The following is a 20,716-nucleotide window of genomic DNA, read 5'->3' as shown; positions in this document are numbered from 1 at the left end:
CCTTGGTTCTCAGGCGGCGAGGGGATCCGCCGCCTGATCCGTATCTTTCCTTACATTCTAAAACTGGGGTGACCATCATGTCGGGGGCAAGAACCGGCCCGTCCGGGTTTATCAACTCACTCGAAGAAACGCTGATCGCCCTGCTGCTGGGGCTGATGACAGTGATCACCTTTGCCAATGTGATTGCGCGTTTCGTCTTTAATTCCAATATTCTCTGGGCTTTGGAGCTGACGGTGTTCCTGTTTGCCTGGTTGGTGCTTCTGGGGGCCGCCTATGCGGTCAAAACCCATGCACATCTGGGTGTCGATGCCATTCTCAACATGCTGAACCCCGGTCCGCGCAAGGCGGTGGCCCTGTTTGCCGCCATCTGCTGTCTGGTTTTTTCGCTGCTGCTGCTGAAAGGCGCCTATGACTATTGGGCGGTTTTTGCCGATCTGCCGCCGACCTCAGGCCGCTGGTTCCCAACCGGGTTTGACATGAAAGCGCGCTCGCAAAGTTTCTATGAGGTGCAGGATGTGCCGATGGTGGGAATTTTTCGCTTTCTCGAGGATCTGATCAACTACGGCGACCCCTACGAGAAGCTGCCCAAAGTGGTGCCCTATGTGGTGCTGCCGCTGTCGATGCTCTTGTTGGTCTATCGTTTTACCCAGGCGGCCCTGCAGGTGCTGCGCGGCGAGACCGACCGACTGGTCGCGAGCCATGAAGTGGAAGATGAGCTGGAAGCCGTGAAGGCCCAGCAAGGGGAACATGACTGATGGAAGTAGTCTTTCTTTTTTCGATGGTGATCGGGCTTTTGCTCGTCGGGGTGCCAATTGCGGTCTCGCTTGGCCTCAGCTCGACGCTGTTTCTGCTGATCTATTCCGACAGCTCCCTCGCTTCGGTCGCAGGCACCCTGTTTGAGGCCTTTGAAGGCCATTTCACCCTGCTGGCGATCCCCTTTTTCATTCTGGCCTCCAGCTTTATGACCACAGGCGGTGTGGCGCGGCGGATCATTCGCTTTTCCATCGCCTGCGTTGGGCATCTGCCGGGCGGGCTGGCGATTGCCGGCGTCTTTGCCTGTATGTTGTTCGCGGCCCTCTCTGGATCTTCGCCGGCCACTGTCGTGGCGATTGGTTCCATCGTGATCGCAGGCATGCGGCAGGTGGGCTACAGCAAGGAGTTTGCAGCCGGGGTGATCTGTAACGCTGGCACGCTAGGCATTCTGATCCCACCCTCCATCGTCATGGTGGTCTACGCCGCAGCTGTTGAGGTGTCTGTCGGCCGGATGTTCCTGGCGGGAGTTATTCCTGGCCTGATGGCTGGGATCATGCTCATGGTCACCATCTATATCATGGCCAAGGTCAAGAACCTGCCCAAGGGCGAATGGCACGGCTGGGGCGAGATCTTTGCCTCGGCGCGCGAAGCCGGTTGGGGATTGTTCCTGATCGTCATTATTCTGGGCGGTATCTATGGCGGGATCTTCACCCCGACCGAAGCAGCTGCTGTGGCAGCGGTCTATGCCTTCGTGATTGCCAGCTTCGTCTACAAAGACATGGGCCCGCTCTCCAATGGCGAAGGCGCCGCCAAGACCTCGTTGCTGAAAAAACCGCAGGCGCTGGTCACGGCCTTTTTCCACTCTGACACCAAGCACACGCTGTTTGAGGCTGGAAAGCTGACCGTAACGCTGCTGTTCGTGATCGCCAACGCACTGATCCTGAAGCATGTTCTGACAGATGAGCAGGTGCCGCAGACCATTGCCAATGCCATGCTGTCTGCCGGTTTCGGCCCGGTAATGTTCCTGGTGGTGGTCAATGTGATCCTGCTGATCGGCGGTCAGTTCATGGAGCCTTCGGGGCTGCTGGTGATCGTGGCACCGCTGGTGTTTCCGATTGCGATTGAGTTGGGGATTGATCCGATCCATCTGGGTATCATCATGGTGGTGAACATGGAGATCGGAATGATCACGCCGCCTGTAGGGCTCAACCTCTTTGTGACCTCGGGCGTGGCTGGAATGCCGATGATGGCGGTGGTGCGCGCAGCGCTCCCGTTCTTGGCAGTGCTTTTTGTTTTCCTGATCATGATCACATATATCCCCTGGCTCTCCACTGTCTTGCCCAATGCGGTGATGGGGCCAGAGATCATAACCAAGTAACAAATGTTGTTATTGCAAAAGAAAACGCCCCGGATCTCCGGGGCGTTTTTTGGTTTTAAGTGGTGCGGCGTGTCAGGGGTGCTGCGTCTTTTGGGCCGAAGGTCAATCCACCTCGCGGTTTTTCGGGCAAGATGAAACCGGCGACGGTCAGCTGGCTTCAAGGGCCGTGATGATGGGAGAGAAATCGGCCGCCTTGAGGCTGGCGCCGCCAACAAGTGCGCCATCGACATTAGAAATGGCAAAAATTTCTGCTGCATTGCTGGCTTTGACCGAACCGCCATAGAGAAGGGCGGCGGCATCGGCCAATTGTGTACCAAAGCGGGACGCAAGGGCCGCGCGCAAAAATCCATGCACCTTGGCGATCTGCTCCAGCGTGGGCACTTTGCCGGTGCCAATGGCCCAGACCGGCTCATAGGCAATGACGGTGTTGGCTGCAGTCACACCATCCGGCAGGGATTTTGCCAGCTGATTGCCGACCACCGCCAGCGTTTCTCCGGCTTCACGTTGTTCAAGGGTTTCGCCAAGGCAGACAATAGCGGTGAGGCCCGCGGCCCAGGCTGCGGATGTTTTGGCGGCGACCTGGGCGCTGGTCTCTGCGTGATCGCAGCGTCGTTCCGAATGACCCAGAATGACAGCTGTGGCACCTGCATCCTTCAGCATCTCGGCGGAGATGTCTCCGGTATGGGCACCATTGATAGCGGCATGGCAATCCTGACCTCCGATGGCGACAGCGCTATCAACGGTGGTTGCAGCAGCATGGGCGAGCAGTGTTGCAGGGGGGCAGATCAGGATCTCGACCTTTGCCTGTGCATGGGACTTTGCCAGGGTTTCAAGCTCAGCCAGGGCCGCGCTCGTGCCATTCATCTTCCAATTGCCTGCTGCCAGTTTCCGCCGCATTTGCCATTCCCCGTTTTTTGAATTGGCGCTGTGGTAGCACTGGGGACAGGGCGGGGCAATCGGACAAAGAAAATGCCGGGTAAATCCCCTCCTGAACTTTTCCGATCCCTTTTTTGCTGGCGCAGACCGCCAGGGCGGCTGCTTCAAAAGCCTGGAACGGGTTCACCTAAAGGCTGGGCATGTCCTTGAAGCTGATAGATTCACCACAGCCGCAGGCCTCAGAAACGTTGGGATTGTTGAACTTGAAGCCGCTTTCCAACAGGGAGGTTTCATAGTCGATTTCAGTGCCAAACAGAAACATTTGTGCCATAGGAGCGATCATCACCCGAGCCCCATCCTGTTCGACCACTTCGTCATTGCCATCGGCCGTGTCGACATATTCCATGGAATATTCCATGCCTGCACAGCCACCCTTTTTGACGCCGATGCGCAGGCCTGCATGGCCGCCGCTCTGCATCAGTTTGGTGATCTGGGCTGCTGCCCGTGGGGTGATTGTCACCGCCTGTTTGCCAGGAATGCCGAACATGATCTGTGTCTCCAATTCGCGCGTACCCTTCTATCTAGGCCCGCAGGCGCGCAGGCTCAAGAGGCAGCGCAGTGCAAAACGGGCCGCAAGAGAGATGCAGCCCGCCTGAAGTCTTGGACAGAAGGTCTTAAAACGGCTTAAAACCCCATGCAGTTTGCGTAGTAGGTCACCGTTGCAGGCCAGTCAGAAAAGATGCCCGCAATCCCGACATCCTGCGCCAGAACATCCAGAACCTGATAATAGCCGGAGGCATCGTGAATAGCGGGCTGAACCGTCTGGAAATACCAGCCGCCCCCAGTGGTCAGCGGGCCAGAGCGTTCAAGCGTCCAAGTGATCAGCTTCAACCCGGCCGTCTTTGCTTTTGTGGCATAGGCCGAGGGCACCATTTGACCGTTTTCCAAGGTCAGCAGCATCCACATTGGCGGCGCGATATAGTTGACACCCATGTCGGCCAGCTCCTGCATCGAAGGACTGAAACTGTCCGGATCCATCGGGTTCAGTGGGCTGTCGCCGCTATAACGGCCATCCAGATAGACGGCCTGCTTGCCGAATTCTGGCTCGTGTTCGATCCAGTATTTCACCACCTCAAGATCAAAGCTCTGGGGCCAGACATCTGAAGGTGGAATGCCCGCAGCCTTGTATTCGTCGATCATCTTTTGCGCATAGTCCTGCAGCGAAAACCCATTGAATGGCATCTCTACGGCCGGGGATTTCAGCTCAGGGGTGAATTTTGTGCCAAGAGATTTGAACAGAGCGATGGACTCCGCATGGGTCATGGAAGTGGCCCCATCGACATATTGGGTGCTGCGCCACGGGGCTAAGCCGCCCTGGGAGGCCGCGGCAGTGGTTGCGGTTTTGTCAAAACTGTCCATCTTGGGTGTCAGGCTGCGGAACTCAGCAAGGGTGAGATCAGAGCTGCGGCACTCAGCCAAGGCAGGCGTATTGCCGCTGGCAGGTGTGAAAGGCGTGATGCAGGTCTCGGCCAGATCGGTGGTCAGGATATTGGTGGTGGTGGCCAGATCGTCTTGCGCGTGGCGGCAGATCAGTTCCAGATCTTTGGTAAAGGTGACATCACATTCCAGAATGCCGGCCCCCATCTGGGCGGCGGCAACATTGGACTGCACCGTGTGTTCGGGGAACATCAGAGGCGCGCCACGATGACCGATCGAAAAGCTGCTGCGAGTGGGCGTTTGCCCAGCACAGGATTGTAGTTTCTCCTTCAGGGCACCTTCGGGCAGCATATTGACCAAATAGGCCGGACGCGGCCCATAGCTAAGACCGTCTTCGCTACCCGTCGCAACCTGCGGTGTGGCAGTGACAAGACTGATTGCAGATAGAAACGGCAGGGACAGAAAGATACGCAAGGGGGTCTGCACGGTGTTCTCCTGAGAAATTGATTTCAAAAGAGAAATCGCGGCACAGGGTAAAACCTTTGCCGCGATCCTGTGAAGCTTTTGTAACTCTTTGAGGGCGAGAGCTGCGCTTTACATAAAGCCCAATTCCAAGCGCGCCTCGTCCGACATCATCTCCATGCCCCAGGGCGGCTCCCAGGTGATGTCGACATTGACGGATTTGACACCAGGCACCGGCGAGACCGCATCAACGATCCAGCCGGGCATCTCACCGGCGACAGGGCAGCCTGGAGCTGTGAGGGTCATGATGATCTGCACATCGTTTTCATCATTGATGTCGATGGTATAGATCAGGCCCAGCTCGTAGATATTGACTGGAATTTCAGGGTCATAGACCGATTTGCAGGCCTCGGTGACCTGATCAAAAAGCGGGTGTTCAACGGAAGACGGCGCAATGAGCGGCGTGCCTTCAAGCGGTTCGGAAGCGTTGGTCATGTCGATCCCTGACAGTTAATCCGACTGTTTATATAGGGAACGCGCGCAGGAAGGTCCAGAGGGAGCAACCGGAAGTCGTCCGTTCGAGCAGAAGGCTCCATAAGCAGACATCTGGGCTGATAGCACCAGTGGCGGCTGTGCGGGACAAATCACCATTTCGCTGCGGCTGCGCCAATGTCGGCTTTTGGTCTGGCTAAGTTAGTGACACAACGCAGTTTGCAACCTACGGTACCCAGATGAACGCAACAGACAATCAAATGCATAAGGTCATATTTGATCTCGGCTCTGACATTTGGCATGGTCATTCAACTGAAAGTGTGTGGGCAACCAACCTTGGTTCGGGTGTCTATCGGCTTGAGAATTCGCCGTTCTTTGCAAAGGGCATCAGCTTCCGGGACGCTGTCATGACAAGCCAGGTCGAAGGCCAGATAAAAGTTGTCGGCCTCGGTCCAAAATCTGGGCATTCTACATACCGAATTCTTGTTTTGCAGGACAAGCATGATCCTGGGTTGTTTGCCGAATCGTGGAAACCGCTCGAGCATCTTGGATGCTCATACGAACATGGAAACTTTGGGTATCAACTGTATGCGATAGACGTTCCCGCGAGTGTAGATATCGAAACTGCGTATGCTTTTTTGGAACGCGGAGAACAAAAGGGGGCGTGGGATTTCGAGGAAGGCCTCTGCGGTCATTTTTGAAAACACCTTGCATTGATTATTTTTATGACTTCGCATTGAAGCAGCCATTCGTGCGTCCCGCTGCATCAGTCACCCTGGGCTCAAACCGGACTTACGCTGCATGTGACCCAATGTCGGTTGTCGGGACGTTTGTGTCACTTTTAGGCGCAAAGGGACTGGCCCGCACTGCCGATCGGCTCCGATTGGAAAGATTACCCAATTGGGCTGATCGCAGCTATCTTTGACGGGGCTCTAGTCGTTGATGTCGTGGTCGAAGTTTTTCACCTGGCCTGTGGGGAGGGCAAAATAGCGTCGCATCAAAAGCCAGGAGATTAACGATAGCGCGGCAAAGAGAAAGAGGAGGGCGGGTAAGCCCAGAGCTCCGCTGCCAAGCGCAGCCAGAAAAAGGCCGCAGGCCAGGGCGCCCAGGGCAAAACCCAGGAAGACAAAGCCGGGGGCCAAAACCTCGAGGATGGCGAGGATCAGCGCGGCAGCGCACCAAACCCACCAGAGCTCCCAATAGGAGGCAATCTCAGCCATTATTTGCCACCTTTCAGCAGTTTGAAGGCATCACCAAAGGCCTCAATCGCATGGGCAGGTAGAACGATGGTCTGTTTGCCTTCGCCATTGCCAAGCGCATTCAGGGCTTCGACCTGCTTCAGCGCGACCTGATACTGCGCCGCCTCAATACCGTTTTCGCGGATTGCTTTGGCGACCACCTCGGTGGCATAGGCTTCGGCATCGGCCTGAATACGCCGCGCCTTGGCAATCTGCTCGGCGGCATAAAGCTCGCCTTCGGCGGCGAGTTCTACCGCGCGTTTGGTGCCTTCAGCCTCGGTTACCTGAGCGCGGCGGGCGCGTTCGGCGTTGAGCTGCTGCAGCATGGCGTCTCGGGTGGCCTGATCGAGGTTCACATCGAGAATTTCGGCGCGCGTGACTTCGATCCCCCAGTCATCAACGGCATCCTCAACGGCGGTCTGAATCTGGCCAATAAGTTGCGAGCGGTTCGACTGCACCTCGTCCAGATCCATCTTACCGATCTCGGCACGCACAATCCCGGCGACGGTGGTGGCGATGGCGGCATCGACATCGCGAATGCGATAGACGGTCTTTTCCGGCTCCAGAATGCGATAGAACACCGATGTATCAATCTGCACGAGCACGTTGTCCTTGGTGATGGCGTCCTGGGTGGCATTTGGCAGCTGACGCTCCAGCACCGAAATACGGTGCGCGACGTTGTCCAGCAATGGCACAATGAAGTTGATGCCGGGCCCAAGAACCGAATGCAGGCGGCCAAAGCGTTCGACCACGAATTTTTCGGACTGTGGGACGATGTGGACGCCTTTGAAAATGATCACAATCAGGAAAAGTGCGGCCAAAATGTAGATGGCGTTTGCCGAAATCAGGCCAATGAGGAGGTCTTCGTTCATCGGGGGCTCCAAAATATCTGCGTACTATCAATGTGTACTATTGTATACATATGAGGGGCGGCGCTTCGCATTTCAAGACGCCGCTTTCCCCGTCTCTTGAACCCTGTATGGGCTGCTCCCATCTGGCTGACAAGGCTGGATGCACTTGTCAAAGCGCTGGTAATCGGGCAAATGCCCCGGGTTGTGCTGGCGAAGGATAGAAAAAATGGCGGCGAAAATCAGCTTTGATCTGAAAGCCAGCGATGGCAAGGCCCGGACCGGGGTCATTTCCACTCCGCGGGGCGATATTCGCACCCCTGCCTTTATGCCTGTGGGGACGGCCGCCACGGTCAAAGCGATGCTGCCGGAAAGTGTGCGTGCCACGGGAGCCGACATCCTGTTGGGCAATACTTATCATCTGATGCTGCGCCCGACGGCGGAACGCATTGATCGCCTAGGGGGCTTGCATAAGTTCATGAACTGGGATCGTCCCATTCTGACCGACAGTGGCGGCTTTCAGGTGATGTCACTGGCCGGGCTGCGCAAGCTGACAGAAAAGGGCGTGACCTTCAAAAGCCACATCAACGGCGCCAAGCATGAGCTGACGCCGGAACGCTCGATGGAGATCCAAAAGCTGTTGGGATCCGACATTGTCATGTGTTTTGACGAATGTCCGGCCCTGCCTGCGGATCGTGACCGCATTGCCGAAAGCATGCGACTGTCGATGCGCTGGGCGGATCGCTCGCGCGAAGCCTTTGGCGATCGGCCGGGTCATGCTTTGTTTGGCATCATGCAGGGCGGGCTGGAGCAGGATCTGCGCGAAGAAAGCGCCGAGGCGTTGCGCAAAATCGGCTTTGATGGCTATGCCGTGGGTGGTCTGGCAGTGGGCGAGGGGCAGGAGGCGATGTTCGGCTGTCTGGACTATGCGCCCGACATGCTGCCCGAGGACAAGCCGCGCTATCTGATGGGTGTGGGCAAGCCGGATGACATCGTTGGCGCCGTCGCGCGCGGTATCGACATGATGGACTGCGTGCTGCCGTCACGGTCGGGGCGGACAGGGCAGGTGTTTACCCGTCATGGCGTGGTCAATATCAAAAATGCACGCCATGCGGATGATCCGCGCCCCCTGGATGAGGCCTGCAGCTGCCCGGCCTGTTCCAAATACAGCCGCGCCTATCTGCACCATGTTTTCCGCTCCGGCGAGATGATCTCGGGGATGCTGCTGACCTGGCACAACCTGCATTACTTTCAGGAGATCATGCAGGGCATGCGCGACGCCATTGCAGCAGGCACGTTTGATGCCTGGCAAAAGGATTTCCATGAAACCCGCGCCAACGGCGATATCGACCCCCTATAGTAGTGTTGCCCATCTGTCCTGCCTGCGCCACACTGCGGCCCCATATTCTGGCCTTGTCTTAGTGTGAACTGCGGGCATGACCACCGGGTGGACTTCCGGGGGTGACAAGCCTTTTTTTTGGGCGTTAGCGCTTTGCTCACCTTGGCTGCAATTGCACCCTTGTGATCCTTCGGTGCTAAAGGCACACTGCTGCCACGCTTGAGGCAGGGTGGTTGAAAAATATTAACCGCCATACCAGATAAAAGACTTCCAAAGAGGAGAGAGCCGAGGGTTGCCAAGTGTTGGGATCAGGCTTTCTTGCCAAGTAAAGGACCGAGTATGAAAGAGCCGCTTAATTCTTCCTATCCCGTACTGCCGCTGCGCGACATCGTGGTCTTTCCACATATGATCGTGCCGCTGTTTGTGGGTCGGGAAAAATCTGTGCGCGCCCTCGAAGAGGTGATGGCTGATGACAAGCAGATCCTGTTGTCCAGCCAGATTGATCCTGCCGAGGATGAGCCCCAAACCGATGGTATCTATCAGGCCGGCGTGCTGGCCAATGTGCTGCAGCTGCTGAAATTGCCCGATGGGACCGTCAAGGTTCTGGTCGAAGGCCACGCACGGGTCGAAATCACTGAGTTCCTTGAAAACGAAAACTATTTTGAAGCGCGTGCCGAATATCTTACCGAGATCCCCGGTGATGTGACCACTATCGAAGCGCTGGTGCGTACCGTCGGTGATGAATTCGAACGCTACGCCAAGGTGCGCAAGAATATCCCCGAAGAGGCGCTGACAGCCGTCGGTGAAACCACCGAGCCTGCCAAGCTGGCGGATCTGGTTGCAGGCCATCTCGGCATCGAGGTCGACCGCAAGCAGGAACTGCTGGAAACGCTGTCGGTCAGCGAACGCCTTGAAAAGGTCTATGGCCTGATGCAGGGCGAGATGTCGGTGCTGCAGGTCGAGAAAAAGATCAAGACCCGTGTCAAGACCCAGATGGAGAAAACCCAGCGCGAATACTATCTGAATGAGCAGATGAAGGCCATTCAGAAGGAGCTGGGTGACGGCGAAGAAGGCGCCGGCGAAATCGCCGAGCTGGAAGAAAAGATCGCCGCCATCAAGCTGTCGAAAGAAGCCCGTGAAAAGGTCGATGCAGAGCTGAAGAAGCTCAAGAACATGTCGCCCATGTCGGCTGAGGCCACAGTGGTGCGCAACTATCTCGACTGGATGCTGGCCATTCCGTGGGGCGTGAAATCGCGCGTCAAGAAAGACCTGGGCCGTGCCGAGGAAATTCTCGACGCCGATCACTATGGTCTGGAAAAGGTCAAAGAACGCATTGTTGAGTACCTTGCGGTGCAGCAGCGCTCGGCCAAGCTCAAAGACCCGATCCTGTGTCTCGTGGGCCCTCCCGGTGTGGGTAAAACCTCGCTTGGCAAATCCGTGGCCAAAGCTACGGGACGCGAATTCATTCGGATTTCTCTGGGTGGCGTGCGCGACGAGAGCGAGATCCGCGGTCATCGCCGGACTTATATCGGCTCGATGCCCGGCAAAATCATCCAGGCGCTGAAAAAGGCCAAGACCACCAATCCGCTGATCCTGCTCGACGAGATCGACAAGATGGGCCAGGATTTCCGTGGTGACCCTGCATCGGCGATGCTCGAAGTGCTTGATCCGGAACAGAACTCCACCTTTGTGGATCACTATATGGAGGTCGAATATGATCTCTCCAACGTGATGTTCCTGACCACCTCGAACAGCTACAACATGCCTGGGCCACTGCTGGATCGGATGGAGATCATCCCTCTGTCAGGCTACACCGAGGACGAGAAACGCGAAATCGCCAAGCAGCACCTGATTTCCAAGCAGGTGAAAAACCATGGCTTGAAAGCCAAGGAATTCTCGCTGAGCGATGACGCGCTGAACGACATCATCCGGGTCTATACCCGCGAGGCTGGCGTGCGGAATCTGGAGCGTGAAATCGCGAAAGTGGCGCGTAAGGCCCTGACCAAGATCGTCAAGAAAGAGGTGGAAAGCGTCTCTGTCACTTCGGACAATCTGGATGAGTTCCTGGGCGTTGCGAAATACCGCTATGGTCTGGCCGAAAAGGAAGATCAGATCGGTGTTGTCACCGGGCTGGCCTACACATCTGTCGGCGGTGAACTGCTGTCGATCGAGGCGCTGCGCCTGCCGGGCAAGGGTCGAATGAAGACCACCGGTAAGCTGGGCGATGTGATGAAAGAGTCGATTGAGGCTGCATCATCTTATGTGCGCTCAATCTCGCCCAAGATCGGTGTGAAGCCTCCGAAGTTCGACAAGTGGGATATCCACGTTCACGTCCCCGAAGGCGCCACTCCAAAGGATGGCCCCTCAGCGGGTCTGGCCATGGTGACCTCCATTGTGTCGGTGCTGACGCAGATTCCGGTTCGTAAGGACATCGCGATGACCGGCGAAGTCACTCTGCGTGGCAACGCGCTGGCGATTGGTGGTCTGAAGGAAAAACTGCTGGCCGCCCTGCGCGGTGGTATCAAAACCGTGCTGATCCCGGAAGAAAACGCCAAGGACCTGCCGGAAATTCCGGACAACGTAAAAGAAGGTCTGGAAATCATTCCGGTCAGCCATGTGTCGCAGGTGCTGGAGCTTGCTCTGGTCCGGCAGCCCGAAGCCATCGAATGGGATGAGGCCGCCGAAGAAGAGGCGGCAGCTGCCAAGGCTGCGCTCGAAGCACAGGGTCGCGGATCTGGAACGCCAGCACATTGATGGATGATGTCTCTTGCGCTTCTGTCTTCTGAACGGCGGGCGCAGGATGGATCTCAGGCAAAAAAGAAAGGGCGACCAGCAGGTCGCCCTTTTTTAGTGTCCCCGTTTTGGGGTCTCTTCCGTTCTGGCCCGGTTTGTTCAGGGCTCGCTTGTTGTGCTTACTAGCGTGATCAGGCGGCGCTTTGCCTTGCCATTTTGGCCAGAACAGTGCTTTTGGCGACCGCATCGGGGCTTTGATCTTCCGCTTTGGCCTGTTTCAGGATCATCTCCATGCTGCGGTCCAGCGCCAATAGCTTGTCTTCGACATAGCGGGCGGGATCGGAAATCTTCTCGATTTCTGTTGCGACATTGATGATGCCACCACCATTGGCGACAAAATCAGGCGCGTAGAGGATGTTTGCTGCATGCAGGGCTGCTCCGTCCTTGCGGCTGGCCAACTGGTTGTTGGCACCCCCGGCAACGATGCTGACTTGCAGCTGTGGAATGGTTTCGCTGTTCAGAATGCCGCCAATGGCGCAGGGCGCAAAGATATCCGCCTTCACTGCATAGATGTCCTCTGGCGCTACGGCCTTCGCGTCGAATTCTGTTACTGCGCGGGCAATCTGTGTCTCGTTCACATCCGTTACGATCAGCTGGGCCCCGGCCTCGTGCAAAAGCGTGCAGAGATACCAACCGACATGGCCTAGCCCCTGCACCGAGATGATGACGCCTGCCAGATCCTTGCTGCCAGTTGCATGGGCCCTCGCGGTGCGAATGGCGTTAAAAATGCCACGGGCCGTGATCGGCGAGGGGTCTCCACTTGCAAATTCACCATCAGCCAGCCCGGCGACATAGGGGGTTTCTTGTGCCAAGATGGCCATATCCGTTGGGCTCATACCCATATCCTCGGCGGTGTAATACCGTCCCTCCAAGCTCTGGATCGCGCGGGCAAAAGCACGCAACAGCTCCGGGCTTTTGTCTTTGGCCGGGTCTCCAATGATCACCGCTTTGCCACCGCCAAGCGCCAGACCAGCTGCGGCGTTCTTGTAGGTCATGCCCTCACTCAGCCGTTTGACATCTTCCAGCGCGTCTGCCTCGTTGGCGTAGGGGCGCATACGCAAGCCACCTGCCGCCGGTCCAAGCTGCGTTGAATGCAGCGCAATGAAGCCGACAAGCCCCTGGGCCTGATCTTCGACACGATAGATTGCTTCATGGGACGTGGTGTCGACAGCGGTGACTGGCATTTTGATGGCTCCTCCTGAATGGAGCCGCAGTTTATCGCGGCGTTCGGAGGTGTTTTCACCAAAAAGGCGCATCTTTCCTTTGAATCTTGAAGGTTTTGGCTAATATTATGAGAGAAATTAGGGGGAAGCTTCATGGATGCGCTTGACCGTAAGATTGTCGCCATTCTGCAGGCCGAAGGGCGTATCAAAATGGCCGAACTCTCGGAACGAGTTGGCCTGTCGCCAACGCCCTGCGCCAGGCGGGTTGCCATACTGGAGGAGGCCGGAGTGATCACGGGCTATTCCGCGCGGGTGGACCAAGCCAGGCTCGGCTTGCCGGTGACCATCTTTGTTGCGGTGGAACTGGAGCATCAGTCAACGGATGCGCTGCAGGCCTTTGAGCGGGCCATCAGTCAATTCGATCAGGTGATGGAATGCTATCTCATGACTGGGACGCGCGATATTCTTCTCAGGGTGGTGGCGCAGGACCTCACCGATTTTGATCGCTTTCTCGAAGAGCGCCTGATGCGGGTTTCCGGTATTCGTAACACCCGGTCCAGCTTTACCTTGCGGACGATGATTGCGCGCAATGCGTTGCCAAAAATCTGAGTCATTGCAACTGATTAGGCACCGAAGGGGAGGGGCGTTTCCGATCGTAAGTTCGAAAAAGTCACAGATTAACAATTTGTTAACCTTTAGCGGTGGCTTTTTCTGGGGTCTGAGCATAGCCTGATGCCCATGATGGATCAGCAATAATCAAAAAATGAGGCGCATCATGGCAAGCAGTAAACCGGGCAGCCGCAGGGCCGCTCCCCGCAAGGTAACAACTCGCAAACCAAAGTCTTCCCCTGCTGCATCCACTGCTGCAGGTGAGACCAAGAAAGGTACAGCGTCTCGGGCCGCTGTGAAAAATGTGAGCGTTCCCAAAACGGAAAAACCCGTACAGGCAGCACAAGGGCAAAACATGTCAGTATCTTCAGTCAAGAATGTAACCCCACCTGTTGCGCTTGCGGCAGGGCAGAATCCCAGCCCGATGGTCGTGGCCACAACAGAGGTTGAAAACCAGACCTTGGCTCTGACCAAGAAAGAGCTGATTGACGAAGCGGTGTTGCGGTCGGGGATCAAGAAAAAGGATGCGAAACCGGTTGTCGAAGCTCTGCTGGCGGTCCTGGGAGAGGCTGTGGCAGAGGGGCGCGATCTTAATCTCCGGCCCTTTGGTAAGTTGCGGATCAACCGCAGTGAAACGCGCAGCAATGGTACCATTCACATCTGCCGCCTGCGCCAGCCTCTGGAGGCCAGTCAGAATGGGGAGGAGGCTGAAGAAAAATCTGAAGCTGAGGGCTCGCTTTCTTTGCACTCGCCCCTTGCAGAGGCTGCGGGCTGAGGGTAGTACCCGGCCTCAAGGGTGATTAGCTCAGTGGTAGAGCGCTTCGTTCACATCGAAGATGTCAGGAGTTCAAATCTCTTATCACCCACCATCCAACCTCTTGAAAAATATATTTCCCCTCAGGGAGGTGGTCTGTTTTACAAAGTGTTCATGGGTTCCTTGAACCTAAGGAGATTTTAGCGGGCTTTTCGGATCTGAGTGAAATCTAGAATTTCTGCTGCGTCTTGAAGGTGATCAGGAGCAAACCTTGCATAAGTTTGGTATGTGATGGCCACATTGGAATGGCCTAGGTATTGAGCAACCTTATCTAATGGAACTCCGTTTGAGATCATGGCTACAGCGCTAGAATGGCGGATGGTGTGAAGGGTCACGTCTTCAAGCTTGGCCCGCGAACAGGCAGCTTCAAATCCCTTGCGGATGTTCTTTACCTGACCACCCGCGTATTCCACCACGTAGTCGCTTAGCGCCGCAGTGCTCGTTTAAGCCATCTTCTGTTCGAAGGCGACAGGGCTTTTCCAGCCGAGTGCTGAGTGGCGTCGTCGTGGATTGTAGAAGCCGTTGATGTATTCGAAGATGGCGATCTCAGCCTGTCTGCGGGTGTCCCAGGTGCCCCGCCAGATCAATTCGGCTTTGATGGTTTTGAAGAAGGTTTCCACTGCCGCATTATCATAGCAAATCCCTTTGCCACTCATCGATGCCTTGATGCCATGCTGGCGCAAGATCTTTTGATAATCGTGCGAACAATAATGGCTGCCACGGTCGGTATGATGGATGCAGCCCTTGGGCGGTGATCGGAATGCTATCGCCATCTTCAGCGCCCTTAGTCGGGTAAGGCAACGTGAAAGAAGTACTCCTGCCTCATATAGCTCCCAATTTAGCCCGACTTACGGAGAAAGTTAGGAATGCAGCAATAGTTTGTCAGTAGCCTCCCACTGCAACATTTTGAAAGGGCTAGGGCATGTACGGAATGGTCAATGAGGGTATCCGTTCCTTCATCGAAAAGAATCATGGGCCCGAAACTTGGACTGCTATCTGCAAGAAGGCAGGTCTCGAGCGTGCTGAATTTGAGCGCATGTCAAGTTATGACGATTCAGTCACTTATGACCTTGTTGGGGCGATTTGCGAACATACTGAACTGCAGGCTGAGGAGGTTCTGAAAGTCTTTGGCGAGTACTGGATTGAATTTGTTTCTGACTCAAATTTCGGCAATCTTCTTCGTCTAGCCGGGAACACTTTTGTTGAGCGAGTCAATGGGCTCGACGATATGCATGAACGAATTCTACTGGCCATGCCACATCTCAAACCTCCGTCGTTTGAACTCGAACAAGTCGGGGAGAAATCATACCACCTCTTCTACTACTCTGACCGCGCCGGCCTCGTTCCAATGGTGGTTGGCCTGCTATACGGTCTCGCTGCAAAGAGCGGCGAGAAGATTGAGGTTACGTATATCACCCCAAAATCCCCTACCTCAGACCATGACGTGTTTGAAGTCACTCTGCTTGACTGACTTGCGTCACAGCCCCCAGTCTTAGGTCAAAGTATGGCACTCTACACATTTGAGTTTTCGAAAAGTATGATCGATATACTTTGCCCGATGTTTCTCACTGTTGGAGCCGGAGGCTGTATTGAACAAGTCGGCCCAACACTTTCACTCATTTTCACTCAAGAGATCCAAAAGAAGAACTTCTTTGAGGTTTTTTCGGTTGAAAAGCCCCGACGTGTAAACGACTTCGAACGCTTGAAGACACGGCTCGGAACTAAGCTTGTGTTGACAGCGCGACCGGATGGCGGCGACCCAATTCAGTTCCGGAGTGTCGCAACAGAGCTGCACAATAGCCCTGGAGGCCTCCTTCTCGACCTCTCCTTTGGGACAAGCCTTGCAGATGCCATCAAGCGCTTTAACCTCTCAGGCGCTGACTTCAAACCGAACGACTTTTCGATTGACTTATTTTACACATTTGAAACTCAACGTGCGCTTCTTGATGACAGCCAAAAGATGACTGATGCACTAACTTCTGCCAAAGAAGCTGCAGAACGCGAAGCCAATTTGGACTCCCTCACCGGGATCGCGAACCGACGGTCGCTTTATCAACAGCTCGAAGGTATGTTGCACCGTCCTAAAGATGATATTGACCTCGCCCTGCTGCATATTGACCTCGATAAGTTCAAAGCGATCAACGATACTTTCGGGCATGCCGCTGGTGACGAAATACTGAAACACACTGCTAAAGTCATGGAGGCCTGGGCCGGTCCTGATGATTTGCCCGTCCGGATTGGAGGAGACGAATTTGCCTTGGTTCTGGATGGACCACACGACAAGACTTCGCTTTTCAGTTTGGCTGAAAACCTGATTGCCAATATCACTACGCCGGTGCGCATTGACGGCCACAGTTGCAAGGTAGGTGCCAGTATTGGCATCGTCCGCTTCCGCGCTGGCGATGCATTAAGTTCAGATCGGTTGCTTATCAATTCTGACATGGCGCTTTACGAAGCCAAAGGTGCTGCCAATGGTGTCAAATTGTTAACGCCCGAGATGATCCGTTTGCATGAAGAGCGGGCCACATTGGTTTCCGAAATTGAGAAGGGGATCGCAGAGGGCCAGTTCGTCCCCTACTTCCAACCACAAATAGATACCAAGGCAAGCAAAGTTTGCGGGTTAGAAGTTCTCGCGCGTTGGGACAATCCAGCTAAAGGGGTTCTCTCGCCACCGAGCTTTTTGGAGGCGGCAAATCGCGCCAATCTGATGCGTGAAATTGATCGTCAGGTGCGCCAACAGGCCATCAATGCCTTTGCAACATGTCGCAGAGATGGAGTTCAGGTCGGTAAACTTTCTCTAAATGTTACGGCATCCAACCTGCGATCTCCGGACTTCCTAGAAGATTTGCAAGATGAGTTATTCTTGGCTGGCCTTTCCCCTCGGTCCATTCAACTGGAGCTGCTAGAATCTATCCTGTTCGACCAGTCTGACAAGTTCTTGATTGCGCAATGTCTATCCCTCAAAGCCGCGGGCTTCACCTTGGCACTTGATGACTTTGGGACTGGTCACGCCGCAATATCTACTTTGATCGAAGCACCGATTTCCACTCTCAAGATTGATCGTTCATTCGTCACAGGTCTAGACAGCAATAAAAAGATGCAACGTATCACAGGCGCAATGCTCGCTATGGCAAGGCAGATGGGGGTGGACGTCATGGCCGAAGGAGTGGAGACGCGAAGGGAACTCGACCTATTGGAAGCGAATGGCTGTCGATTTTTCCAAGGGTTTTACTTCTCACGTCCCATGGCAATGATAGATTTACGCTCTTGGCTGGAGCTCTGGGAAAAGGGGCAGATGCGCAAACTCAGCTAAATGACTGAGACGCTACCTCGAAGACGCTCCAAGCTCCGCTGCGATGTTTCCCGCAACTGCCCCGTCTTCTCGGATGCGCCGACAGGCCTCCCGCTTTAACTGGTTGGGCCAGATATTCTTTCCAGAAGCTGACTTGCGAACTGTGAAGCCCCAAACCTCATGTGCCGACATATTGACCTCCTGCTAATTGTCAGGAGACTAAATATCACTCAGAGTTGTTGCCGTTTAGGCATCAAAGAGGGGGACAGTAGCAACGCTTACAGTGGGGCTACTTAGTTTGTGTCATCGGATGTGTCAGAGAATGTGCCCAGAACAACAAAACCGCCCCAAGATGGAACGCTTTGTTGCTTAATTCGAACACCTTAGAGGTGGTGTTGGCTCCGGCGGTAGGGATCGAACCTACGACCAATTGATTAACAGTCAACTGCTCTACCGCTGAGCTACGCCGGAACGGTGTCAGCGATATAGCGGGGGTAAATGGGGGCGTCTAGAGAAAATCTGCTCTTTTCTGCAAAAACTCTGTCCTTGGCAGCTTCCCCATCCTTTGCCTGATTTCCGTCGCCCCGGAACGGGCAATCTTCTGGCTGGATTTGTGCCCTTGAGTTGCCGATTGTCCTGGCGCTGTGAGAGTGCCGTCAGCAGATGCGTGCACAGTCTCATCTGCGCCGTCTCGCCCGACTTGTCACATTTGCCTGCTGGATTTTGGACCTATCCCTGGGGAACTGGGGATAGGTCGTGGGTGTCCGGGTGTCCCGGGGGCAGCAGTCAGGCCTGTCTGGCGGCGGCCACGATGTCGTCTAGCCGTAGTGATCGACCGGGGTTCCGGCAATCGCGGCCATATTTAGCAACCCGCGTGCGGTGATCGACGGGCTGACGATATGGGCGCGATTGCCCATGCCCATCAGGATCGGGCCGACCTCCAGACCATCAGACCGCATCTTGAGGATGTTTCTCACTCCTGACGCCGCATCGGCATGAGCAAAGACCAGCACATTTGCCGCCCCCTGCAATCGCGAATTGGGGAAGATCCGCCCGCGCAGCTCGGCATCAAGGGCGGTGTCGATATTCATCTCGCCCTCATAGGTGAAATCATGCTGCCGATCATCGAGAATTTCGATGGCAGCGCGCAGTCGGGCACCGGTATCACAGGCAATATTTCCGAACTGCGACTGCGAGCACAGGGCGATCCTGGGCTCGATCCCGAAACGACGCACGTGACGGGCGGCACCGATGACAGTCTGAGCGATCTGTTCCGGCGTTGGCTCGATCCGCACCTGGGTGTCGGCGATGAACAGTGGGCCGTCTTCGAGGATCATCATCGACAGGGCCCCGTGGGGCTCAAAACTGTTACCGCCAAGCACTTGATTTACATAGTTCAGATGCCAGCGGTATTCGCCAAAGGTGCCGCAGATCAGGCTGTCGGCCTCGCCGCGCTGCACCATGATGGCGCCAATCGCGGTGGTATTGGTGCGCATGATCGCCTTGGCCAGATCGGGTGTTACGCCCTGACGCTGCATCAGCCGGTGATAGCTGTTCCAGTAGTCATAGTAGCGCGGATCATGTTCAGGGTTCACGATCTGAAAGTCACTGCCGGGGCGAATGCGCAGACCCAGTTTTTCACAGCGGCGTTCGATCACCTCGGGGCGACCAATCAGGATCGGTGTCTCGGTGGTTTCTTCCAGCACTTCCTGGGCGGCGCGCAGCACGCGCTCATCCTCGCCCTCGGAGAATACGATGCGGCGGGCTGCGGCGCGCGCGGCTTCGAACACTGGGCGCATCAGCAGAGCGGATTTGAACACCGTTTGGTTCAGGCGCTGCTTGTAGGCTTCAAGATCCTCAATCGGGCGCGCTGCGACACCGCTTTTCATCGCCGCTTCGGCTACGGCAGAAGACACCACTGCAACCAGACGCGGGTCAAAGGGTTTTGGGATCAGGTAGTCGGCACCAAAAGTCAGGTGCTCCCCCTTGTAGGCGGCGGCTGCCTCGGCCGACGTAGTCGCACGGGCGAGCTCGGCAATGCCTTCGACGCAGGCGATCTGCATCTCGTCGTTGATTTCCGAGGCCCCCACATCCAGCGCGCCGCGAAAAATGAAGGGAAAGCACAAGACGTTGTTGACCTGATTGGGAAAATCGCTGCGCCCAGTGGCGATGATGGCATCCGGGGCCACTTCGCGTGCCGCATCCGGCATGATTTCCGGATTGGGGTTTGCCAGCGCAAAAACAATCGGGCGCGGGGTCATCTTGGCGACCATTTCGGGTTTCAAAACATTGGGACCAGACAGGCCGAGGAAGAGATCTGCGCCTTCGATCACATCGTCCAGTGTGCGCAAATCGCTGTCTTGGGCAAAGGCGGCTTTTTCCGGGTTCATGTCTTCGCTGCGGCCGGTGTAAACCAGCCCGTGAATATCACAGAGCCAGATATTTTCCCGTTTCACGCCCAGTTTCACCAACATGTTGAGGCAGGCAATGCCAGCCGCCCCCCCACCGGTGGAGACGATCTTGATGTCTTCAAACGATTTTTCAGCCACATGCAGGGCGTTTTTGGCGGCGGCCCCGACGACAATAGCGGTGCCGTGCTGGTCGTCATGGAACACCGGAATGTTCATCCGCTCGCGACACAGCTTTTCGACGATAAAACAATCGGGTGCCTTGATGTCTTCGAGGTTGATCGCACCAAAGCTGGGCTCCAGCGCGCAGACGATATCGGCCAGCTTTTCAGGATCGCTTTCATTCACTTCGATGTCGAAACAATCAATGCCGGCAAAGTTCTTGAACAGGACCGCCTTGCCCTCCATCACCGGTTTGGAGGCCAGAGCGCCAATATTGCCAAGCCCTAGGACGGCGGATCCATTGGTGACAACGGCCACCAGATTGCCCCGCGCCGTATAGCGCGCGGCATTGGCGGCATCTGCCTTGATCTCGAGACAGGCCTCAGCCACCCCCGGCGAATAGGCCCGTGCCAGATCACGGCCATTGGCCATGGGTTTGGTGGCGCGGATCTCCAGCTTACCGGGGCGGGGAAATTCATGATAGCGCAGGGCCGCGTCGCGCAGAGAGGGGGTGTCAGACATGAGAGGCTCCAAAAACGAATAGTTTAGCGTTAAACCAATTGTGACGTCAGGTGAACAGGCTTTTCCTAACCTAACGTGACCTGCGGCGTCTTGCGCAATAAAAAACTTCGCCGCACAGTCCCGCGAAACA

18 protein-coding genes, 2 tRNA genes and 1 pseudogene are annotated in these 20,716 nt (G+C 55.8%); 10 read left to right on the top strand and 11 right to left on the bottom strand.

Translation table 11 applies throughout. The features are described 5' to 3' along the window. Positions 1–77 precede the first annotated feature (77 nt). A complete protein-coding gene (locus tag PH5382_RS00950; protein WP_058332463.1) occupies positions 78–755 on the top strand; it encodes a TRAP transporter small permease in 678 nt (225 codons plus the stop codon). Beyond that, positions 755–2,131 carry a TRAP transporter large permease gene (locus PH5382_RS00945; RefSeq protein WP_058332462.1) on the top strand — a complete coding sequence of 459 codons (1,377 nt, stop codon included), beginning with the start codon at positions 755–757 and terminating at the stop codon, positions 2,129–2,131. The genes PH5382_RS00950 and PH5382_RS00945 overlap by 1 nt, the downstream gene beginning before the upstream one ends. 147 nt (positions 2,132–2,278) lie before the next feature. Here the strand turns inward: PH5382_RS00945 and tpiA are convergent, their stop codons facing one another. The 4 genes from tpiA to PH5382_RS00925 form a co-directional block, all read right to left on the bottom strand. Then, positions 2,279–3,028, bottom strand: coding sequence for a triose-phosphate isomerase (gene tpiA / locus PH5382_RS00940; protein ID WP_058332461.1), 750 nt, complete (start codon positions 3,026–3,028; stop codon positions 2,279–2,281). Between the two features lie 166 nt (positions 3,029–3,194). Then, the gene (locus PH5382_RS00935) at positions 3,195–3,554 is read right to left on the bottom strand and encodes a HesB/IscA family protein (RefSeq protein ID WP_058332460.1); all 360 of its coding nucleotides are present in this window, start codon (positions 3,552–3,554) and stop codon (positions 3,195–3,197) included. Between the two features lie 137 nt (positions 3,555–3,691). Beyond that, positions 3,692–4,882, bottom strand: a complete 1,191-nt coding sequence (locus tag PH5382_RS00930; protein WP_231751771.1) for a glycerophosphodiester phosphodiesterase family protein — start codon at positions 4,880–4,882, stop codon at positions 3,692–3,694. A 156-nt stretch (positions 4,883–5,038) separates the two neighbouring features. Continuing rightward, positions 5,039–5,401, bottom strand: a complete 363-nt coding sequence (locus tag PH5382_RS00925; protein ID WP_058332459.1) for an SUF system Fe-S cluster assembly protein — start codon at positions 5,399–5,401, stop codon at positions 5,039–5,041. Between the two features lie 236 nt (positions 5,402–5,637). On the opposite strand from PH5382_RS00925, the gene PH5382_RS00920 reads away from it, so the two are divergent. Then, complete coding sequence (locus PH5382_RS00920) at positions 5,638–6,099, top strand: DUF4265 domain-containing protein (protein ID WP_058332458.1); 462 nt, start codon at positions 5,638–5,640, stop codon at positions 6,097–6,099. Positions 6,100–6,330: 231 nt separating this feature from the next. Here the strand turns inward: PH5382_RS00920 and PH5382_RS00915 are convergent, their stop codons facing one another. Together PH5382_RS00915 and PH5382_RS00910 are read right to left on the bottom strand one after the other, a co-directional pair. Continuing rightward, positions 6,331–6,618: an NfeD family protein gene (locus tag PH5382_RS00915; protein ID WP_058332457.1), complete on the bottom strand. Its 288-nt coding sequence runs from the start codon at positions 6,616–6,618 to the stop codon at positions 6,331–6,333. Next, positions 6,618–7,508 (bottom strand): SPFH domain-containing protein, encoded by an 891-nt coding sequence (locus PH5382_RS00910; RefSeq protein WP_058332456.1) that lies wholly within the window; start codon positions 7,506–7,508, stop codon positions 6,618–6,620. The genes PH5382_RS00915 and PH5382_RS00910 overlap by 1 nt, the downstream gene beginning before the upstream one ends. 205 nt (positions 7,509–7,713) lie before the next feature. Between PH5382_RS00910 and tgt the strand changes: the two genes are divergently transcribed. Together tgt and lon are read left to right on the top strand one after the other, a co-directional pair. Beyond that, complete coding sequence (gene tgt, locus PH5382_RS00905; protein WP_058332455.1) at positions 7,714–8,844, top strand: tRNA guanosine(34) transglycosylase Tgt; 1,131 nt, start codon at positions 7,714–7,716, stop codon at positions 8,842–8,844. A 318-nt stretch (positions 8,845–9,162) separates the two neighbouring features. Then, complete coding sequence (lon, locus tag PH5382_RS00900) at positions 9,163–11,577, top strand: endopeptidase La (RefSeq protein WP_058332454.1); 2,415 nt, start codon at positions 9,163–9,165, stop codon at positions 11,575–11,577. Positions 11,578–11,747: 170 nt separating this feature from the next. Here lon and PH5382_RS00895 read toward each other — a convergent pair whose 3' ends face one another. Beyond that, positions 11,748–12,800 carry a Leu/Phe/Val dehydrogenase gene (locus tag PH5382_RS00895; RefSeq protein ID WP_058332658.1) on the bottom strand — a complete coding sequence of 351 codons (1,053 nt, stop codon included), beginning with the start codon at positions 12,798–12,800 and terminating at the stop codon, positions 11,748–11,750. Positions 12,801–12,932: 132 nt separating this feature from the next. Here PH5382_RS00895 and PH5382_RS00890 point away from each other — a divergent pair, with 132 nt between their 5' ends. The 3 genes from PH5382_RS00890 (at position 12,933) to PH5382_RS00880 (ending at position 14,257) form a co-directional block, all read left to right on the top strand. Then, positions 12,933–13,388: an Lrp/AsnC family transcriptional regulator gene (locus PH5382_RS00890; protein ID WP_058332453.1), complete on the top strand. Its 456-nt coding sequence runs from the start codon at positions 12,933–12,935 to the stop codon at positions 13,386–13,388. Positions 13,389–13,743: 355 nt separating this feature from the next. Next, positions 13,744–14,163 (top strand): HU family DNA-binding protein, encoded by a 420-nt coding sequence (locus PH5382_RS00885; protein ID WP_231751766.1) that lies wholly within the window; start codon positions 13,744–13,746, stop codon positions 14,161–14,163. A 19-nt stretch (positions 14,164–14,182) separates the two neighbouring features. Further along, positions 14,183–14,257: transfer RNA gene (locus PH5382_RS00880), tRNA-Val, on the top strand. An 85-nt stretch (positions 14,258–14,342) separates the two neighbouring features. Here PH5382_RS00880 and PH5382_RS19355 read toward each other — a convergent pair. Further along, the gene (locus PH5382_RS19355; RefSeq protein ID WP_231751765.1) at positions 14,343–14,618 is read right to left on the bottom strand and encodes a tyrosine-type recombinase/integrase; all 276 of its coding nucleotides are present in this window, start codon (positions 14,616–14,618) and stop codon (positions 14,343–14,345) included. A gap of 27 nt (positions 14,619–14,645) precedes the next feature. Further along, a pseudogene (locus PH5382_RS00875) lies at positions 14,646–14,990 on the bottom strand (IS3 family transposase); the annotation flags it as partial. A 134-nt stretch (positions 14,991–15,124) separates the two neighbouring features. Between PH5382_RS00875 and PH5382_RS00870 the strand changes: the two are divergent. Further along, entirely contained in the window at positions 15,125–15,673 is a 549-nt protein-coding gene (locus tag PH5382_RS00870) for a heme NO-binding domain-containing protein (protein ID WP_058332452.1), read from the top strand. Positions 15,674–15,739: 66 nt separating this feature from the next. After that, the gene (locus PH5382_RS00865; RefSeq protein WP_197409971.1) at positions 15,740–17,515 is read left to right on the top strand and encodes a putative bifunctional diguanylate cyclase/phosphodiesterase; all 1,776 of its coding nucleotides are present in this window, start codon (positions 15,740–15,742) and stop codon (positions 17,513–17,515) included. A gap of 375 nt (positions 17,516–17,890) precedes the next feature. Here PH5382_RS00865 and PH5382_RS00860 read toward each other — a convergent pair. Further along, positions 17,891–17,965: transfer RNA gene (locus PH5382_RS00860), tRNA-Asn, on the bottom strand. A gap of 347 nt (positions 17,966–18,312) precedes the next feature. Then, positions 18,313–20,586 carry an NADP-dependent malic enzyme gene (locus tag PH5382_RS00855; protein WP_058332450.1) on the bottom strand — a complete coding sequence of 758 codons (2,274 nt, stop codon included), beginning with the start codon at positions 20,584–20,586 and terminating at the stop codon, positions 18,313–18,315. Positions 20,587–20,716: the final 130 nt, after the last annotated feature.

Source organism: Phaeobacter sp. CECT 5382, assembly GCF_001457775.1.
GTDB lineage: Bacteria > Pseudomonadota > Alphaproteobacteria > Rhodobacterales > Rhodobacteraceae > Pseudophaeobacter.
The sequence above is the reverse complement of the archived record's forward strand: the minus strand, read 5'-3'. Positions and strand labels throughout refer to the sequence as shown.

Bases quoted from the DNA above. Each gene is read 5' to 3' on its own strand.
- PH5382_RS00915 (WP_058332457.1), bottom strand. From the start codon at position 6,618: ATGGCTGAGATTGCCTCCTATTGGGAGCTCTGGTGGGTTTGGTGCGCT.
- PH5382_RS00865 (WP_197409971.1), top strand. From the start codon at position 15,740: ATGATCGATATACTTTGCCCGATGTTTCTCACTGTTGGAGCCGGAGGC.
- PH5382_RS00895 (WP_058332658.1), bottom strand. From the start codon at position 12,800: ATGCCAGTCACCGCTGTCGACACCACGTCCCATGAAGCAATCTATCGT.
- PH5382_RS00890 (WP_058332453.1), top strand. From the start codon at position 12,933: ATGGATGCGCTTGACCGTAAGATTGTCGCCATTCTGCAGGCCGAAGGG.
- lon (WP_058332454.1), top strand. From the start codon at position 9,163: ATGAAAGAGCCGCTTAATTCTTCCTATCCCGTACTGCCGCTGCGCGAC.
- tgt (WP_058332455.1), top strand. From the start codon at position 7,714: ATGGCGGCGAAAATCAGCTTTGATCTGAAAGCCAGCGATGGCAAGGCC.
- PH5382_RS00935 (WP_058332460.1), bottom strand. From the start codon at position 3,554: ATGTTCGGCATTCCTGGCAAACAGGCGGTGACAATCACCCCACGGGCA.
- PH5382_RS00910 (WP_058332456.1), bottom strand. From the start codon at position 7,508: ATGAACGAAGACCTCCTCATTGGCCTGATTTCGGCAAACGCCATCTAC.
- PH5382_RS00920 (WP_058332458.1), top strand. From the start codon at position 5,638: ATGAACGCAACAGACAATCAAATGCATAAGGTCATATTTGATCTCGGC.
- tpiA (WP_058332461.1), bottom strand. From the start codon at position 3,028: ATGCGGCGGAAACTGGCAGCAGGCAATTGGAAGATGAATGGCACGAGC.
- PH5382_RS00950 (WP_058332463.1), top strand. From the start codon at position 78: ATGTCGGGGGCAAGAACCGGCCCGTCCGGGTTTATCAACTCACTCGAA.
- PH5382_RS00885 (WP_231751766.1), top strand. From the start codon at position 13,744: ATGTCAGTATCTTCAGTCAAGAATGTAACCCCACCTGTTGCGCTTGCG.
- PH5382_RS00945 (WP_058332462.1), top strand. From the start codon at position 755: ATGGAAGTAGTCTTTCTTTTTTCGATGGTGATCGGGCTTTTGCTCGTC.
- PH5382_RS00925 (WP_058332459.1), bottom strand. From the start codon at position 5,401: ATGACCAACGCTTCCGAACCGCTTGAAGGCACGCCGCTCATTGCGCCG.
- PH5382_RS00870 (WP_058332452.1), top strand. From the start codon at position 15,125: ATGTACGGAATGGTCAATGAGGGTATCCGTTCCTTCATCGAAAAGAAT.
- PH5382_RS00855 (WP_058332450.1), bottom strand. From the start codon at position 20,586: ATGTCTGACACCCCCTCTCTGCGCGACGCGGCCCTGCGCTATCATGAA.